This is a genomic window from Bacteroides intestinalis DSM 17393 (assembly GCF_000172175.1).
In the GTDB taxonomy this organism is placed as follows: Bacteria; Bacteroidota; Bacteroidia; order Bacteroidales; family Bacteroidaceae; genus Bacteroides; species Bacteroides intestinalis.
Window position 1 is genome coordinate 213356 of record NZ_ABJL02000002.1, and the last position, 19615, is coordinate 232970.

Annotated in this window: 10 protein-coding genes; 5 read left to right on the forward strand and 5 right to left on the reverse strand. The window is 42.1% G+C overall.

The window, feature by feature from the left end; all coding sequences use genetic code 11:
* Positions 1–30: 30 nt before the first annotated feature.
* Positions 31–1809 (reverse strand): RagB/SusD family nutrient uptake outer membrane protein, encoded by a 1779-nt coding sequence (locus BACINT_RS01645; protein ID WP_021967457.1) that lies wholly within the window; start codon positions 1807–1809, stop codon positions 31–33.
* A 14-nt stretch (positions 1810–1823) separates the two neighbouring features.
* A complete protein-coding gene (locus tag BACINT_RS01650) occupies positions 1824–5087 on the reverse strand; it encodes a SusC/RagA family TonB-linked outer membrane protein (RefSeq protein ID WP_007660102.1) in 3264 nt (1087 codons plus the stop codon).
* Positions 5088–5250: 163 nt separating this feature from the next.
* On the opposite strand from BACINT_RS01650, the gene BACINT_RS01655 reads away from it, so the two are divergent.
* From BACINT_RS01655 to BACINT_RS24755, 5 genes are all read left to right on the forward strand, one after another.
* Positions 5251–5793, forward strand: a complete 543-nt coding sequence (locus tag BACINT_RS01655) for an RNA polymerase sigma-70 factor (protein ID WP_007660103.1) — start codon at positions 5251–5253, stop codon at positions 5791–5793.
* 211 nt (positions 5794–6004) lie between these two features.
* Entirely contained in the window at positions 6005–10291 is a 4287-nt protein-coding gene (locus tag BACINT_RS01660) for a hybrid sensor histidine kinase/response regulator transcription factor (protein WP_007660106.1), read from the forward strand.
* Positions 10292–10335: 44 nt separating this feature from the next.
* The gene (locus BACINT_RS24745; RefSeq protein WP_007660108.1) at positions 10336–10830 is read left to right on the forward strand and encodes a family 43 glycosylhydrolase; all 495 of its coding nucleotides are present in this window, start codon (positions 10336–10338) and stop codon (positions 10828–10830) included.
* A gap of 152 nt (positions 10831–10982) precedes the next feature.
* Positions 10983–11192: a family 43 glycosylhydrolase gene (locus BACINT_RS24750; RefSeq protein WP_007660112.1), complete on the forward strand. Its 210-nt coding sequence runs from the start codon at positions 10983–10985 to the stop codon at positions 11190–11192.
* Between the two features lie 200 nt (positions 11193–11392).
* Positions 11393–11923, forward strand: a complete 531-nt coding sequence (locus tag BACINT_RS24755; RefSeq protein ID WP_310590959.1) for a beta-xylosidase family glycoside hydrolase — start codon at positions 11393–11395, stop codon at positions 11921–11923.
* A 109-nt stretch (positions 11924–12032) separates the two neighbouring features.
* On the opposite strand, the gene BACINT_RS01670 is transcribed toward BACINT_RS24755, so the two are convergent.
* The 3 genes from BACINT_RS01670 to BACINT_RS01680 form a co-directional block, all read right to left on the reverse strand.
* Positions 12033–14891, reverse strand: a complete 2859-nt coding sequence (locus BACINT_RS01670; protein ID WP_394330154.1) for an exo-beta-1,4-galactosidase — start codon at positions 14889–14891, stop codon at positions 12033–12035.
* Positions 14892–15020: 129 nt separating this feature from the next.
* The gene (locus tag BACINT_RS01675; protein WP_007660116.1) at positions 15021–16754 is read right to left on the reverse strand and encodes a RagB/SusD family nutrient uptake outer membrane protein; all 1734 of its coding nucleotides are present in this window, start codon (positions 16752–16754) and stop codon (positions 15021–15023) included.
* Between the two features lie 29 nt (positions 16755–16783).
* Positions 16784–19600 carry a SusC/RagA family TonB-linked outer membrane protein gene (locus tag BACINT_RS01680; protein WP_007660117.1) on the reverse strand — a complete coding sequence of 939 codons (2817 nt, stop codon included), beginning with the start codon at positions 19598–19600 and terminating at the stop codon, positions 16784–16786.
* Between the last annotated feature and the right edge of the window lie 15 nt (positions 19601–19615).

Sequence of the window (19615 nt, forward strand, 5' to 3'; positions counted from 1 at the left end):
ATCTATTTATTTTTATCATTAAAGTTACTATCACCAACCTGGGTTTTGAGGCAATAAAGCCGGATTTATCTGAGTAGCCGTCAACGGTATCGGACGCAAGTATTTCTTATCATCCCATTTACGTCCCTGGCTAAAGCCAAATTCAATATATCCGTGGTCACCTTCGGACAAACGATTGGTTTTGCCAATTACCACATATTGTACACCCTTAATCTTATCACCGGCTGCCGGTTCTTTATCTACCACAGCTACATCTTTTACACCATCGCCGTTCAGGTCATACGCTTCACCTTTCTGGGGAATGTAAATACCTTGCCATACATTTTCAATCAGGTCTCCTTGTTTCCAACGCATAACATCATCATAGCGAACTCCTTCAAAAGCCAACTCTACACCACGTTCACGACGTACTTCCAGAACCCATTTATCCGTTGTTTGATTTTTAAAGTAAGCAGCTACATACGGGTCATAAGTTGCAGGAACCTTCCCTTCTACTCCAGCACGTTCGCGTAATGGTTTGACCGTAGCATTCCATACCGTTTCATCGCATTCACCTAATTCTGCTTTTGCTTCTGCATAATTCAGCAATATTTCCGCATAACGAAAAATAGGAATAGAATTATTAGCCGTAGCCTTTCCTACATGCACATCATCATCTATAGCCCATTTGATAAGCTGATAACCGGTGGATGTCATAGAGAAATTAGGTGCATCTGGTTTCACCGTACCACTGATTTTTCGTTGGTAAGACGGTGATATAACTGTTTGCATCAGACGGCAATCACGATTCTGAAACTCATCCATATACTGCATGGTAGCATAATCCGTACGGTCGGTGAAACGACTACCATCGCGCATCAGATACATATTTACAAAAGGCCGTACCAACGACCAGTTTGCCCCAAATGAGGCTGAGAATAGTTTCCAAGTAATGGAGTGCATACGCAAATCTTTTTTGAAGGCGATACCCCAGATTACCTCCGTTGCGTTCAGTTCTTCCGAAGTAAACAACGAACGATACTGTGTCTCCACCTCTCCCGTATTCAGTAATTTATAAGGACCTTTCGTCATCAGTTCTTCGGATGCGGCAATAGAAGCACGCAAGAATTTTTCAACCGAGCTTTGCAATCCTAACTCCGCATGATATTTACGGTAGGTACCTTCGAACAGACAGATACGGGATTTGAGTGCTAATGCCACCCATTTCGTTATCAACGTACTACTTTCTGTCAAGGTCTTATCTGTGGAACAATTGGTACAGGCAAAATCGAGATCTTCCAATATCTTATCCATAACAACCTCACGCTTATCGCGTGGTTTGTATAGTTCATCTCTATTATCCACATCCAATGTCGTTTCATACCAAGGTACATCACCGAACGTTCTAACCATACCATAATAGAAATAAGCACGCCAGAAACGTCCTACACCTTCATTATGTAAATAAACGGCATCCGTTACTTTGCCTTTAGCATTAGGCAGATTATCGAGAAAGTAATTAATCTGTCGTAGATTTCCCCAGTCGCCGGTTCCCCAACCGCCTTGTTGGGTATCATCCCACGTGTCACCGATCAAAAAAGTAGTGGACGAACGGGTTGCACAAAAGTCTGCATACTGGTCTCCCCCCCAGGCTATTGTTTCTTCACTGGGTAGGAAACTTTGCAGAAAACCATTTGTATAAAGTCGTAAGTCCGACTCCGACTCCAGAAAGCCTTCGGAAGAAAAATTGTTCTCAGGCTCACAATTCAGAAAACTATCACAAGAGGTCAGAGCCAAAGCATACAAACCTATCAACCAATATTTTTTCATACTCATCTTCTGTGTTAAAAGGTTACATTAATACCGATTGTATAACTGCTTAAAATAGGATAACCATATCCGTCTCCATCAGTATTGGCAGTAGAACGGAAGTCTGCATCACCGGCACTGATACCTTCGGGATCATACATTTTTGTATGTTTAGCCAGTGGTGTCCATGTCAGCAGGTTTTCACCGGCAAGGTAAATCTTCAAATCCTGCAAGTGCAGTTTATCGCAAAATTTCTTATTAAAAGCATAATCTATTTGAAGATTTTTCAGACGGACATAAGCTACATTCTGTAAATAGCGATCATTAGCCTGGATACCCAACGCCTTTGTAGAACCATTTGCCAGATAGCCACGGTAACGGGGCCAATAAGCATCAGTGTTCTGGTTTTCTTCTGTCCATACATTATTTCCAGTATGCTCCTTCAGCATATAGCTGTAAGGCCGGTCATACTGCCCCCAGAAGAAAGCTGACTCACGATGCGGATACCAGTTTCGCTTGCCTACACCTTGAAAGAAAGCACTGATGCCAATGCCATTCCAATTGGCACTCAAATTAAAACCGAATTGATAGCGAGGCGTAGTATTTCCGATAACCTTCAAGTCACCATGATCATCCAATGTATTCTGACCATTATCTACCGTACCGCTTTTATCGAGATCGGCAAATTTCAGATCACCCGGTTTCAGAATATTCGTAGCGGATACTTTTAGTTTGGACTGGTCTGCATGAGCATCAATTTCAGCCTGATCTTTAAATAATCCTTCGATATGATATCCCCAGATAGTACCGATCTCCTGTCCCTCATAATAAGTGGAGAGTAGTTTCGTAGGATTATTGAATTTAGTAACCCAGGTACGGCTATCCCATAACATTGCTTTTACGCTGTAATTAAATGGCTTATTAGCCAGTGTAAAATTGTCACGCCACATAATCGAAAGTTCCCAACCCTTGGTTTCCATCTCCGCATTGTTGCCTTTAGGTGTAGCGGCCCCCAGTACGGCAGGTAAAGTAGGACCTACTGTATACATATCCGTTGTATAGCGTTGATAGTAGTCGAACACTATCGACAAACGGTTAGATAGCATATCGACATCCAGCCCAATATCATAAGTTGTTGATTTTTCCCAAGTCAGACTGTTGGGAACGATATTCGGAGTAGTGGCATACGTCTGCAATGCATCCCCCAGAATAACAGATGTTTTCTTAATGGGAATTGTAGAAAGATAGAGGTAAGGGCTTACATTACCGTTGCCCAGGCTACCGATGGAAGCACGGACTTTCAGGTTATCCAGCCAATTGCGGGTAAATTTCATAAAAGCTTCCTCAGAAATACGCCAGCCCAGTGATCCGGAAGGAAAGAACCCCCACTGTTGGTTCTCGGGAAACTTGGAAGAGGCATCATAACGCCCACTTACTTCTGCCAGGTAACGACTCTTATAATTGTAGTTCAGACGATAGAGGAAACCTACATAAGCCCACTCATTTCCTCCTTGTCCCGTAGTATAATAATCACCATCCATAAGAGCAAAACTCGGTTTAGTGGCACTAATCAGACCACGGCGATAAGTTTGTATCGTTTTATAATCTTGGTGCTCAAGATTCCAGCCCAACAGTACATTCAGGTAATGATCGGAATTAGAAAATTTAGGAATATAGTTACCGGTAATATTGCTTGAGAGATATTCCCTGTTATAATCCATATTTTCCAGAGAACTGAATGTGTTACGAGTTCCCATTATTTCCGGTCCCGTATAGTAATTGTACTGGTTCTCGGCTCTTAAACGGGTAGACTTGCTGCTGTAATAAGTAAAGTCACCTTTGAAGATCAATTGCTGTTTTATAGGTGTATACGTTAAGGTCGTCGTATTGCGTACATCCAGTTTATTGTCCTTTTGCCAGGAAGTCCCTTCTACAAAACCTGCCCATCCAATATATACGGCTGCCTCGGTCCAAGTGCCATCGGGGTTCTTCTCCATAGTCACCGGATATCCCTGATGTTGTGCCTGGCGGGTTATATTCTGACGGTCGTACATCACCATAGGCTGGTGGGAACGGAAAATCATGACATCCGTATTATTCTCCAACAAAAGAGATTTATTGATTTGTATTTCTCCTTTTGAACGGATATTATACTGCGTATACTTTTCGTCTCCGGCATTGTAAATGCCATCCTGATTATAGTAACGTCCTGACACATAATACCGGGCACGCTCATTTCCCCCACTAATGCTGACATTATGTTCAGTGGAATAGTTCTGATCTTTATAAATAATATCCAGCCAGTTGGTATTACCAAAGTATTCATATTCCCCCTTATCATTGACACGAACTTTATCCAGTGAAGGATCGGCATCGCGTCTTACCAATTCATTATACCAGTCTGTAGAGTACTTAAATACATTATTGATACCTCCCGGAGGCGCCTCCTGACCTTCCAGATAAGCCGTATACCAGCCATCAGTCCACTGCAAACCATTACTAACGATGCCATCTTCTGTCTTCACCGTACGCTGATGCATGGAGAAACTTCCGTTATAATTAATTTTCGTCTTTCCGGCAGTAGCATTCTTGGTAGTTACCAATATCACCCCGAAAGCACCACGCGCACCATAAATAGCAGCCGAAGAAGCATCCTTCAGTACAGATACACTTTCCACATCCGCAGGATTCACCGAGTTGAGATCGCCTTCCACCCCGTTTATTAACACAAGGGCACTACCGCCCGCACCAATACTTCCTGTTCCACGAAGATTGATGGATGGCGTACGCGAAGGTTTACCATCACTGAATGTAATGTTCAGTCCCGGCACCATGCCTTGCAGCGAACGGGAAATATTACTGTTGCTGCGCTCTGCAATCTGTTTGCTATCAATCTGGTCCACAGCACCCACCAGATTTACTTTCTTCGCCGTACCGTAACCTACAACCACCACTTCCTGCAGCTGTTGTGCATCTTCCTTAAGCACGATCTGCATTTGCTGGTCATCTTTTACCAACACTTCTGTCTCTGAGTATCCGATATAACTCAGCAACAGTTTTTGCCCTTTCTCTACATCCAAGACAAAATGTCCGTTCACATCAGTGATTGTTCCCGACTTTCCGTCTTTAATTCTCACTGTAACGCCGGCCAACGGTTCTCCTGAGACATCTTTTACGACACCTTTCAGTGGAACAAGATTAGCAGCAAGCAACATTCCTCCCCCTAAAACAAAGGTGAGGGCAACGGCAAAACGTTTGCTTACCAAACTCCATTCTAAAAAACATCTTTTTACTTTCATACTATTCAATTGATAAAATAAATCAAGGATCCTTTCGGGATGCAAAGATGGGAGGTGTAGATTTCAACTATACTACAAGGAAGTGAAGTTAGGATTTCAAGAAAATGATGGATATTTGAATTGAATCCCTTACCTTTGTCCCACAATTACATGAAAAGACAATATGACAGAACAGGAAGTCAGAAGATATCTACGGAAAATGAGCGAGCAGGACTCCCAGTCTGCTTTCCGGGAATTTTATGATATGACGTACGACCGCCTGTTCCGCATTGCTTACTACTATACCCATCACGAAGAATGGTCACAAGAGATCGTACTCGATGTTTTCATGAAACTTTGGGAACATCGTAAACAGCTATTAGATATAGCTAATATCGAAGATTACTGTTTCATACTCGTGAAAAATGCTTCTCTCAACTATATAGAAAAAGAGGAACGCCGCCCTACCCTATCAGCTGAAGTTTTACAAGAACCTGCAGACCAGGATGTATCTCCCGAAGATACTCTTATCAGCGAAGAGCTGTTTGCCCGTTACGTAAAAGCCCTCGACCGATTACCGGAGCGTTGCCGGGAAGTTTTTATCCTGATTCGCGAAGAAAAACAGACATACGCACAGGTTGCAGAGAAGCTCGACATCAGTACAAAAACGGTGGATGCACAATTGCAGAAGGCAACGAGCAGGCTAAAAGAGATGTTATTGAAATAGTTCATTGTACAGGATACCCCCCTTCTGAATGCTCTTCTACAGCTATAAATGACAGATTTTACAGGTATATGTACAGTTATTCATGGTACTTTACTTCTTGTTGGCTACTTTTGCTACCCAATAAAAGTGAATTCATATAAATCAATTCATTTTTTTATTCTAAAATTCTAATTACTTTTGTTTGCCATTTATTAATAATCTTGAAATCTATATGAAACACATAATTTTATTAGCCCTCATATCCCTGATTACTCTTACTCCCAACGCCTATGGTGAAATAGAGCTTCGGGCCAAGCAAATGAGAACCACCGATGGACTTCCCAGTAACTCTATTCGTAATATATACCAAGACAGTAAAGGATTCCTATGGTTAGGTACCCTAAACGGGCTTAGTCGCTACGATGGTAATTCTTTTCTTAACTTCCAACCGGAAATTAATGCCAACGGACGTATTTCGTTGATAGATAACCGAATCAATAAAGTAATAGAGGATCAGAACGGCTTCCTCTGGATAGGTACAGGACCTGAATTATATAGTTGTTATGACTTGCAGAAAAGCCGTTTTGTGGATTTCACCGGAAGTGGAGAATATGAGCAAAATTATGCCTATTCATTATTTGCCTCTAACGGAGATATATGGTTATACCACAGAACAAATGGTGCACGACACATTATAACTAAAAGTGACCGGACCATGACCTCCGTAGAATTTAAAACCGAACGTGGAAATCTGCCGGATAATAGAGTCCAATTTATAGAGGAAGATGAAGCCGGTCGTATTTGGATTGGTACGATGCGCGGGCTTGCATTCATTTCTAAAGGAGATTTTAATATTATAGACAGGAAGAACAATTTTATAGCTTCCATCACACACGAACGGGATATGTTCTTCCTAACGGATGATGGCTATGTATATTGGTATAATACCACCTCTGGAAAACTATCCAAATCGGCAGAACTTCCTGCCGGAAAAATACGTTCCAACTGTAAATTTGCATTTAAAAATCAATGGATTATTTTCACTTCCACGGGTACATACAATTATGATTTCAACTCTCATAAGGTGACAACTGATCCCAAACTGAACATCAAAGAAGGTATTGTACTCAGTGATAACCGTGATAACTATTGGGTATTCAATCATACAGGGAAAATCTACTATATTCTTTCAGAAACAGGAGAAACAAAAGAACTACAACTAATACCCAAAGATAAATTAAGCTATATTGATAATGAACGTTATCATATAGTACATGACTCCCGAGGAATAATTTGGATTTCAACTTACGGCAATGGTTTATTCGCCTACAAGCCATCTGAAGATAAATTAGAACACTTCGTTTCTAATACAAAAGATTCTCCCATCGGTTCGGACTTCCTATTGGCCATTATGGAGGACAAGGCGGGAGCTATTTGGGTAAGTTCCGAACATTCCGGATTATCACGCATCACAATATCCAATGAAGGGATAACCCGCATCTATCCGGAGTCTCCGGATCTCTTCGACCGTTCGAATACCATTCGAATGTTGAGTCGGACGGACGATGGAAATATATGGATAGGAACTCGAAGAGGAGGATTATATAATTATGATATTCATTTAAAACCTCAATATAATAATCAGTACCTCCATTCCAATGTTTATTTTATTACTGAGGATGATCGTGGAAAACTTTGGATGGGAACCCGAGGAGAAGGATTAAAAATAGGAGATACATGGTATAAAAATATTCCTTCCGATCCATCATCATTAGCAAACGATCATATTTTCTCTATTTATCGTGATAAAAAGGACCGTATGTGGATAGGTACATTTGGAGGAGGCTTGGATCTGGCCGAACCGACAGCCGATGGCAAGTATAAATTCCGCCATTTTTTCCAGCAAAAGTATGGATTAAAAATGGTAAGAGACCTGTTAGAAGATGAAAACGGTATGATATGGATGGGTACCAGCGAAGGATTTTGCATTTTCCATCCAGACTCACTGATTGCCAATAGTGACAATTATCATTTATTCAATAACGTAAATGGTAAATTCTGTTCTAATGAAATCAGATGTCTGTTCCGTGATAGTAAAGGAAGGATGTGGGTAGGAACTTCCGGGGCTGGAATCAATCAATGTACTCCTACAGATAACTATAACTCTCTGGAATATGAACACTACGGAATACCGGAAGGGCTGGTAAATAATGTGGTAATGTCTATCGAAGAAGACAACCAGGGAAAACTATGGATAGCAACAGAATATGGTATTTCCAAATTCACTCCCGAAAACCATTCGTTTGAGAATTACTTCTTCTCCTCCTATACACTGGGAAATGTTTATACGGATAATTGTTCATGTAAAGGAGCAGATGGGAAACTTCTTTTCGGAACAAATTATGGCTTAACAGTTATCGACCCGAAGAAGATGCTGGGAAATGAAGCTTTCTCCCCCATTGTCTTTACCAATTTAAAAATCAATGGAATCCAAATGAATCCCGAAATGAAAGATTCTCCCTTGGCAGAACAATCTTTGGCGTATTCCGATAAAATCACTTTAAAATATTTTCAAAACTCCTTTATTCTAGACTTCTCCACTTTCGATTATTCGGACAATGGACAGACTAAATATCGATATTGGTTAGAGAACTACGATAAAGGATGGAGTGACCCTTCTTCATCAAGTTCTGCGGCTTTCAAATATCTCAATCCCGGCACTTATACTCTCCATGTGAAATCTTGCAATGGAGCCGGTATCTGGAATAACGACGAAACTATTTTAAAGATAGTTATTGTCCCTCCATTCTGGAAAAGTAGCTGGGCCATGTTAGGATATGTCATTCTAATCATAGTAGTCTTGTTTTTTGCCTATCGCATTGCCAGCAATTTCAATCAATTACGCAACCGCATCCATGTAGAGGAGCAATTGACAGAATACAAGTTAGTATTCTTCACTAATATTTCCCACGAATTCCGTACTCCTCTCACATTGATTCAAGGCGCATTGGAGAAGATACAGCGCATTAGCAATATTCCGAATGAGCTGACCTCTCCATTGCATATAATGAATAAAAACACCCAGCGTATGCTGAGACTTATCAACCAGTTACTGGAATTCCGAAAAATGCAAAATAATAAGTTAGCATTGTCACTGGAAGAAACAGATGTTATCGGCTTCCTTTATGAGATATTCCTCAGTTTCGGTGATGTAGCAGAACAGAAAAATATGAAATTCCTTTTCAAACCATCCCTGCCATCTTATAAGATGTTCATCGATAAAGGAAACCTGGATAAAGTGACTTACAATTTATTATCGAATGCTTTCAAATACACCCCTGCCAATGGTACCATCATTTTTTCTATACAGGTAGATGAGGCAAAGAAAACTATACACATTCAAGTCTCTGATACAGGAGTAGGCATTCCTAAAGAAAAACAACATGAGCTATTCAAACGCTTTATGCAAAGCAGTTTCTCAGGTGATAGCATCGGAGTTGGATTACATCTTACGCATGAATTGGTACAAGTGCATAAAGGCACCATCGAATATAATGATAATGAAGGGGGAGGCTCTATTTTCACAGTTTGTCTTCCTACCGACAAGACAGTTTATACAGAGAAAGATTTCCTTATTCCCGGCAATGTGTTATTAAAAGAAATAAATGAACAAGCACCCGCTTTGAGTGAACGTGCTCCAGCCACTTTAGAATCTCCTCAACCAGCAATTCCTCTGAATAAACGAAAGGTGCTGATTATTGAAGATGATAATGACATTCGTGAACTGTTGAAAGAAGAAATTGGCACTTACTTTGAAGTAGAGGTGGCAGTAGATGGAACATCCGGCTTTGAAAAAGCCCGTACTTATGATGCCGACTTAATCATTTGTGATGTTCTGATGCCTGGAATGAGTGGGTTTGAAGTTACTAAAAGATTGAAATCAGACTTTGCAACCAGTCATATTCCTATCATTTTATTAACTGCACTCAGTTCTCCGGAAAAACAATTGGAAGGAATTGAATCCGGTGCAGATGCTTATATATCCAAACCATTCAGCATTAAATTCCTGCTGGCACGGGCATTCCGCCTTATAGAACAACGGGAAAAACTCCGCGAGAAGTTCTCCAACGAACCGGGTATTATACATGCAGCCATGTATTCCACCGATCGTGATAAAGAATTTACCGACCGTCTGGACATCATATTAAAAGCCAACATTTCGCGTTCTGATTTCTCAGTAGAAGAGTTTGCCCAACTTATGAAACTGGGACGTACGGTATTCTATAAAAAGATACGAGGTATAACCGGATACTCACCCAACGAATATTTACGTATCATGCGTATGAAAAAAGCAGCGGAATTATTGTTATCGGAAGAGCACCTTACGGTAGCAGAAGTGGCTTACAAAGTCGGCATAAACGATCCGTTCTATTTTAGTAAATGCTTTAAAGGTCAGTTTGGCATATCACCTTCTGTATATCAAAAGGGAGGTGAAAAGACTCGGGAAGAACCGGAATAAATTACAATATTACATATATCCGTATTATTTTACTGGAAAACAATATGGATTTCGGCCTATTTTTCATTTCCATGCCCTTTGCTCTAAAAGGGCAGGAGATTCCTAAGTATTACGACAACCCGGTACTGTCGGGATTCAATCCTGACCCTTCAATTTGTAGGGTTAATGATGACTATTACATGGTCACTTCTTCCTTCATCTGGTACCCCGGAATCCCCATTTATCATAGCAAAGACCTTGTAAATTGGGAAGTTATAGGACATGCTATTGATCGTCCCGACATGATAGACATGAATGGATTGAATGATAACGATGGCATCTGGGCAGTTACTATACGTTATCATAACGGAATTTTCTATCTGATTACCACTGCTCATAAAAACGGAGAACATTTCTACATAACTGCCACTGATCCCAAAGAACCATGGTCTGCCCCTGTATGGCTGAAAGATACAGCAGGAATTGATCCTTCCTTATTCTGGGATGATGATGGCAGATGTTACTATACAGGTAATTTCTGGGATTTCAAAAAATCATGACCTGCACAATGTGCTGTATGGATGCAGGAATTAGATCTTTCCCAAGGAAAACTCGTCGGTGAACGGAAAATATTAACTTACGGACATGCCAATAATGCAACGTATGCCGAGGGCCCCATATTTATAAAATTGACGGAAAGTATCTCTTATTGATGGCAGAGGGAGGTTCAAGTTGTCATCATGCCATAACCGCACACCATAGCAAATCATTATGGGGACCTTATGTAGCAGCTAAAGTCAATCTGGTACTCACTCACCGACACTTGGGCAGCAAGTACCCTCTGCAAGCTTTGGGCCATGCCGACCTTGTGCAAACTCAAAAAGGAGAATGGTATTCGGCTTTTCTGGGAAAAAAATGCTAAATGAGTATAATCCCCTTGCAAGGGAAACCTTTATGTGTAAAGTAGAGTTCGAAGATTCCACTCCGATTTTCAATCCGGGGATGGGCATGATATTGCCTAAACAGGAAAGGCCGGACCTTCCGTGAACACCTGTTAAAGCTAAACCGACGCGGGACAATTTTGATTCTCCCACTCTTGGTTCAGAGTGGTACTTCGTAAGGATACCTCAAAAGGCATTCCATAATCTGGCAAACGGTCAACTGGCTTTGACATTACAACCAGAAATAGTAGACAGCCTAGTAAATTCAGCTATGATTATACAGAAAACCAAGCATCATCAATTCAAGGCAACTACCCTGTTGAATTTTCAGACAAAGAAAGATAATGAACAGGCTGGATTGATTCTTTACCGAACTGCCAACGGATATTACAGTCTGCTGAAAGATAAGTCCGGCATTGTTTTAATAAAGAAACACCTTGGAAAAAAAGAGATTATCGAACATATCCCATATAACAAACAAGAGGTGTTTTTATCTGTAGCAGTTAATAGTACAGAAATACAGTTCAGCTTTGGAGAGACTCAGCAGCATATGACAAATATTGGCAGTATTCAGAATGTAGCACCTTTATCGGATAACAAATTCAATAAATTCAACGGTACCGGTGTTGGAGTATATGCTACGAGCAATGGGAAACAATCTAGAAATAAAGCTCTCAATGATTGGTTTGAATATATTTCAGACAAAAATTAAAAGGCACATAAAAAGAAAAATTTGCAATAAATTTCGGGACTATCCATCTTATGAGATAAAAAGAATGGTCTCGTGAGATGGATATTTTTATATCACGAGACCATTTTCATTAGTTTATTTTCGGCTTCAATTCATCCGGAGATCCTTTTGTATATGATTTCACATCACCTGCCACTTTTTTAAATAAATCACTGATCCGTTCCGGCTCTATTGTATACATCGGACGGAAATGATCAGAATTCATATAATCCAGAATCGCTTTATGCATCTGTCTGGCAACAATACGTTCGTCAGTATTTGTAGTAAGGTCCATGGTAGACATTATCAATTTACCATTGAGCACTTTAGCTTCAAACAACATACCAATCTTCCGGCTCAGAAACCAAGTGTCTATGCTCTGGATTGTAGGTTGAAAATCGGCAGGAAAGTCAGTGAACTGCATCACTTGGGCACGATTCAAAAGTTCCCACCACTGCAAATTACTATGATATTCCGTTGGAAACTCACGGAACAAAGGGTGCTTGGGATTTACCAGAATGCCTGTAGTATGCGGAGGACGCATTTTAAACCAAGATGTATTCCAAAAAACAGGTGTGAACATCTGAGACACCTCTTTCCCATAACTGACTTTACCGGCAGCAAGAATTAAAACTTTTCCACCACTTTGCAAGATATCTAAAGCCTTAGTATCTAACGTGTCCGTAGTATAAACATCATTCTGTACCAATTCCACCTTTTTGGGGTATACCCAGAAGTTCCAATCATTTACAGCTTCAGTACCCTCAATACGAACTTCCAGATTTAATTCCGTCGGTTTCTTTATCTCCCCAAGAGGAAATTCGATATGTCCCAAAACGTGAAGATTACCGATAGGAATGTCCTTATTCCCTAACGTATTGCGAGTATAAACTTTACCGTACACATCCTTTATGGTATACGTCACTGGAGCATGTTTTAAGGCTTTCTCACCGAAATGAGCAATTTCAATATCAGCAACGAATGCCTCATCATTCGTATATACAAACTTGTCCGTACGCATCAATGGTACAGTGGGTGAACAGAACCGCCTCCATTCTTGTGCATTAATATATCCTTTCTCTTCAAAGAAAACATCAAGTACTCCTACAAGTGCCGTCCCCTGTCCTGAATAATCATTCAAGGCCAGCAATTGGAATCCTGCATAATCAGGAGTACGCAGTGTCTTTTCTATCTCATACTTATAACATAACGTTTGCAATTTACCCGATGCCATCATAAAACAATGCGCTTGTTCTCCCATCTGGTTATCGTTCAGAATATCACGGAATATTTCAAAATTCCTGGCTTTGTTCACTCCGGTATATTTCCGTATCTCGTTAAAGTTAGGGAATACACACCACTGCCCTGTCTCATGTGATACATACGGCTGACTCACTGTATCAATGCGACTCTGCATGTGATAGTCATCGTTAGTTTGCGGACGCTTCTGCCTCCAGGTAAGTCCACGAGCACCAGCCTTCACATGATATTGATTACGAGGTTGCCATTGCCATCCGCCACCAACTGATGCTCCTGTATATACTCTACGCGGATCTGTATTCTCCCAATAATCTACAAATTTGGTAACCCAGTCCACCCAACGTCCGCTCGGCTCATTTCCACATGCCAACATACAATAAGAAGCATAATTACCATAAGCTTTGGTCAGTGCTATGGTTTCGTCCATTAAATATTTATCGATTGGTTGACCTAATCCCAGTTTCGGACCATGGTTAGGCCAACTCGGACCTTCAGGCTGCAAATAGAATCCCACAAGGTCGGCAGCTATGAAAGCTGCTTCAGGAGGACAGAAAGAATGAAACCGCATATGATTCAATCCATAACTACGACAAATGCGAAAAACCCTTTCCCAACTTTCCACATCCATAGGTGCATAACCTGTTAAAGGGAAATCGCAATTCTCTACTGTTCCGCGTAACATCGTTTTACGACCGTTCACATAGAACCATTTACCTTTAATCTCAAAACGGCGCATACCAAACTGAATTTCTTTTACCTCTTTCCCTTTGCCGGTACTGATTTCAGCCGTCAGTTTATACAATGCCGGATTAAATTCATCCCAAAGCAACATATCATCTCCCATAGGTAAAACAATCTCTTGCTCCGCGATGCCATTCATCACTTTTACATCGTGGGTAACAGTCGGAAGTACATGACGCTGTTCCGTATTAAAGCTCCTTGCTGACAACTTCACCTGAGCAATTGCAGTACTTTTATCCGAGGATTTTATCAGAAGTTTCACTCTTGCCACCTTTTGCTCCGGTTCCGAATATACCTGAATATCTTCTAAATAAACCTTTGGAGTAGTCTGTAAACAGATACGCCCAACTATTCCATTCCAGTTTCCCTGCGTCTGGTCGGTGATACTGTGTGAATCAGGTCCTACATTTATATCTTTGATACGATTATCTATCCGGATAGCTATCCTGCATTTACCAGGGCTCATAAACTGTGTAACATCATATACATGCGCCACACATAAACTATTCTGCATTCCTACTTTATGACCATTCACCCAAACAGTAGACTCAATATGCGGACGTTCCAGAAACAGCACAATACGGTCTTTCTTCCAATCTTTAGGGAGATTAATTTCTTTTTGGTACCACGCTACTCCTACATAATGTTTATCAGGAGTTAAGAAGAAGGGTAGCTTCACATTTCCTTCTCTGCGATACTTCTCCATATACGGATTGTAATAATAGGAACTGTCATAAAGACTTCCGGTCCACCGGGTGCAAACCGTTACATCATCTCCCTTTAATCTTTCGGGCATTGAACCGGGCAACTCAATCATATCTTTCAGTGCTTGGTTAAACCACTTTTCTTTCTCTCCTATATCCTGCCTGTCTATTTCAAAATTCCAGTCTCCGGATAAATCAATTGTCTTCTGCGCTCCCATCTGAAGAACGGATAGAAGCGACAGCATAATTAATAGTATTTTTCTCATAATTAGTATGTTATTATTTATACGAAAAGAGAGCGGCTTCACAGTCGCTCTTCTTTCTTGATTGAATTCAATCTCTACCTTACATAACTTTTGTTTAAAATATATCTTTTATTCCCAACCCGGATTCTGTGTCAGATTTGGATTTTTCGATCTTTCTGACTGAGGAATCGGAAACAAATACATCTTGTCATCCCATTGGCGTGATACATTCTTGCGCATGTAAGTAATGTTTCCATCGGCTTCCTTTATCAGCTTCATTTCCACAATATTCCTGAAATATTTGTCAGCCTCTTTCCAACGACGAACATCCCAGAAACGATGGCCTTCGAAAGCCAGTTCAACAAAGCGTTCGTTACACAACTTAGTCCAGAATGTATTGGCATCCATTCCTTGTTCAAAGTCCGGCATACCAGCACGTTGGCGTGTCTTGCTGGCAGCAGCACGGGCCGACATCGGGAATTCCATGCTGGTAATATCTGCGCCACCCAGATACTTGAATACAGCTTCTGCATAATTCAAATAAACTTCGCCCAGACGGAAAGTCAACCAAGTATGACGAGACTCCTTAAACTTGCTATTGCTGGCCAATGAGATGGCACCGTTACAAAGTTTTTTGAGGTAATAGCCTGTCGGTGTGGCTCCAGTCAAAGGCTCACCATTGATGCCCCCCTGGAATGTTTCAATCTTGGCGGCACCGGAATAAGTAGGCCATTGTGCACCGTTTACAGCTACCGTAGCCTCCAGGCGCGGATCGCGATCCTGATAAGGATTCTTCTCATCATACCCCGAGCCGTCTTCACCGATCGATTTACCGTTGAGCATATCGTAAGCATCGACTAAATTCTGAGTAGGACAGTTTCCTCCCTTACCACCTTCAATGCCCACAGGGTAATTGTTGGTTTCCACTAAGTTATCGCCGGATGAATTTTTATAATAACGGCGACCGTAGAGGATTTCCTTCATAATGCCGGGCGTATTGAAACTTCCGGCATCCCACAAATCCGCATAATTGGCAGTAAGGCCTTTGCCACGTTTATCGGCAGCATCGAGCAACTCTTTGGCATACAAAGCTGCCATATGATAGCGTTCCTTGTCACCACTTGGATTGAACAGCGGGCTGGCCCAATACAAGGCAGCACGGGCTTTCAATGCGAGCACGGCAAGTCGGTCCGCGCGACCGGTCTCTTCCGTACCTGTAGAAAATTCTCCCAGATTACTGTAATCTTCGATAATCAATGATTGGATTTCCGCACATTCATCTATGATGAACTTAAAGATTTTATCTGCCGAAGTCCGTTCTAACGAATTGACTTCTTCTGCCGTGATTTGTTTGGTCACCAAAGGTACATCACCATATTGGCGAACCAAGCAGAAGTAGAAGTAAGCACGCATAAAACGGCTTTCATACTTGTAGTTCTCATAACGGTGAAGTTGGGCGGCATAGTCGTTGTTCAGCTTCAGTTCATCGAATGACAAGCCCTGCAATTCGTAAATCACGTGGTTGCAAGTACTGATGCCTTTATACATGCTACTCCAGACTGACGCCTTTGCATTGGTAGGGCTCCAAGCTCCATTGTAGAAGTGCTCGATACCATTACCCAAAAGACTGTACTCACTTTCGTCTGTAGCAGATGCCTGCATGGCGCCCGATGAGTAGTTACCGAAGTCATAGTCCACGGTGTTATAGATGTCGGTCATGAATCCACCTACATTACCGAAGTTCTGTGTTATATAGTCCTTGTCGAAGATGTTGTACTCATTGTAGTCCATCTGATCAGAACATGAAGCCAAGCATCCGGCTGCACACACGACAAAGACAGATTTCCATATTTTATTGCTCATAATTCTAATGTATTAATTCGTTCATAAAATTAAAACGTAACACTCAGCCCCAACGCAACGCTTTTCGTCATAGGATTGATTCCATACGCTTCGGCGTCGTTCTCATCTATATGGTCGAAACTGAGGAGGTCAATGCCACGTACATACAATTTAGCGGCGTTTACAATTTTCGTCTTTTTCAGCCAAGAAGCGGGCAACTTGTAGTACACTTCCAGATTGCGCAACTTGATAAATGAGCGGTCGGCCAACCACAGAGTAGATGTCTGGTAGTTGTTGGCATTGCTTTGGCTGCTCAGACGCGGGAACTTGGCATTCTGATTCTGTGGTGTCCAACGATTGTCGTAAGCATATTGCGAGATATTGGTGTTGTTTATCAACGGCCAATACATGCTCTTGGTGTTGAGAACGGCACTGTAATTGCCTGTCCCCTGGAACATGGCATAGAATCCGAGTCCTTTCCACTCCGCACCCAAATGCAGGCTGTAGTATATTTCCGGGCAAGTGGTGCTGTAGCCGATAGCCACTTCATCGTTGGTATCGATGATGTTGTCGCCATTCACGTCGCGATACTTTATATCACCGGGCTTCACCGTAGAGAAATTCTGTGTGGGACTTGCAGCGATGTCTGCTTCATCCTTGAAGAAACCGATAGCTTCCAATCCGTAGAGTTGTCCGTAAGGATTTCCCGTCTGGACAAGATTCGCATATTGGCGGGGTTCTTCCAGCATTTCCTTGATTTCGTTTTTGTTCAACGAGAAGTTACCGCCGACATTAAATTCCACTTGACCGAGCTTTTTGCTATAATCAAGACCAACTTCTATACCCTTACTATCCACGATACCTGCATTTTCATACGGAGGCTCCATGCCGAAAATTTCCGAGTATTTGCCTTCCGAAGTCACCCAAATGTTTGTACGGTGTTCTTTCCAAAGGTCAAGAGTCACATCCAAACATCCGAAAAGTTTCGCATCCATACCAACATTGTATTTATAGGCCTTTTCATGGCTCGGATTGGTGGTAGCCACCCGTTCAAGGTAAGAACGTCCGAAACTAGAGTTCCAACCGCTGTCGAAAGGATAAGTACCTCCCGAAGTGCCATACTGCTGGGCATAGTATGACCAAACTTCATCACCCGGTAAGTTGTCCACATTGATGATACCTGCCGATCCACGCAGTTTCAAGAAGTTCACCCATTCCACATTTTCCATGAACTTTTCTTTGGAGATGACCCATGCGGCCGACAAAGTGGGCGAAAAAGCCCATTTGGTACCGGGAGCCAAACGGCTACTGCCACTTTCTACCAAAGCGAGGTCAACGAAATAACGGTTCATGTAACCATAATGCGACCACCAGGTAATGTTCTGACGATTCACCGTGTTGTTGACGCCATTCGGGTCGTTATTCTCGTAGTCCCACTTCAACTGGCTGTAGATGCTGTGGTCGCCGAATGTCCGCTGATAGTTAAATCCCACATCGAAATGGAGTAGACGGTCAAATTCATTAGTTTTCGCATCTGTTCCCATTTCACTATCCTTTCCATAAATTTCACTCTTTACAGTAGGCTCGGAAGCACCGTCCGCCCATGTAGGCGCATTGACACTGTAGACATACTCTTTGCTATGGTCTTCATAGATATTGGCTATATTGTCATAACTGATGCGTACGAACGCATTCAATCCTTTTGTCAAGCCGGAAAGGTCCTGAGTCAGCTTCATGTCGGCAAAAAGCGAACGGGTATGATTTTTGTAATAAGCGGCTCCGATGCTCTGTGCCACAGGATTTTGTGTACCTGCCCATGTGTCGCTACCTCCCCAAATACCGTTCTCATCCCTGATGGGGAATGCGGCAGAGGGCACTGTGTAAACCAGATCCCAAAGGTCAGCCTGCGCACCCGGTCTTGACGTTTCCTGCAATACGCCCAACAGATTCACCTGCAGATCGGTTGTCTGGGTCAGGTTGATATCCATGTTCATGCGTAAGTTGCCTTTTACGTATTTGTCTTGTGTGGAATAGCCTTCATTTGCACCCGGTTCTTTCACAAATCCTTTGTTGGAAATCAAATCCAGCATGGTATAGTAACGGAATTTTTCGCCGCCACCGCGGAATTCGATGTTATACTTATTGGTCATCGCATTGTCGCGGAACGTTTCATCCACCCAGTTCACGTTCGGATAGAGATAAGGCATGGTTCCATCGCGCAAAGCATTGAGCTCTTGATTGCTGTAACGCCCTGTCAGACCATCGTTGATACGGGCTTCGTTGACGGCCAATCCATACGTATAGGCATCTACGAATTTGGGTTTGTTGGCAAGCGAAGTAAACAAATGATCGTATGTCACCTTGACACTGCGCGAGTTGTACTTACCGCGCTTAGTCACGATATTGATTGCTCCATTGATTCCCTTATATCCATAGAGGGCGACTGCTGCCGCATCTTTCAGGACGATGACGCTTTCCACTTCTTCGGGAGCGATGCTTACAATGTCTCGCTGTATACCGTCGATCATGACCAACGGCGAGTTCTTGCCGTTCAATGTTTGCAGCCCGCGTATATAGAAAGTAGGATTCACATCTGCATAACGACCACCGCTCTGCAACGATATCAGGCCATTGCCCTGACCAATAATGGAGTTGCCGATATTCTTGGCACTACGACGGTCGGTAGTTTCGGAACTAATGACCGACACGGAACCGGTAGCCTCCTCACGGGTCAGCAATCGCTCGGCACCTACATCTATGGTCTGGCCTACAAACTTGTCGGTCTGCTCTTCGTTTGATTCCTGTGCCGTCGTCGGCAGGCACAAACCAGCAAAGAGCGACAACACAATTATATATTTTTTATTCATAACGTATTATTTTAC

What these genes read in the sequence shown, in the direction of transcription:
- BACINT_RS01645 (WP_021967457.1), bottom strand. Translation starts at nt 1,809, where the DNA reads ATGAAAAAATATTGGTTGATAGGTTTGTATGCTTTGGCTCTGACCTCT.
- BACINT_RS01650 (WP_007660102.1), bottom strand. Translation starts at nt 5,087, where the DNA reads ATGAAAGTAAAAAGATGTTTTTTAGAATGGAGTTTGGTAAGCAAACGT.
- BACINT_RS01655 (WP_007660103.1), top strand. Translation starts at nt 5,251, where the DNA reads ATGACAGAACAGGAAGTCAGAAGATATCTACGGAAAATGAGCGAGCAG.
- BACINT_RS01660 (WP_007660106.1), top strand. Translation starts at nt 6,005, where the DNA reads ATGAAACACATAATTTTATTAGCCCTCATATCCCTGATTACTCTTACT.
- BACINT_RS24745 (WP_007660108.1), top strand. Translation starts at nt 10,336, where the DNA reads ATGGATTTCGGCCTATTTTTCATTTCCATGCCCTTTGCTCTAAAAGGG.
- BACINT_RS24750 (WP_007660112.1), top strand. Translation starts at nt 10,983, where the DNA reads ATGGCAGAGGGAGGTTCAAGTTGTCATCATGCCATAACCGCACACCAT.
- BACINT_RS01670 (WP_394330154.1), bottom strand. Translation starts at nt 14,891, where the DNA reads ATGCTGTCGCTTCTATCCGTTCTTCAGATGGGAGCGCAGAAGACAATT.
- BACINT_RS01675 (WP_007660116.1), bottom strand. Translation starts at nt 16,754, where the DNA reads ATGAGCAATAAAATATGGAAATCTGTCTTTGTCGTGTGTGCAGCCGGA.
- BACINT_RS01680 (WP_007660117.1), bottom strand. Translation starts at nt 19,600, where the DNA reads ATGAATAAAAAATATATAATTGTGTTGTCGCTCTTTGCTGGTTTGTGC.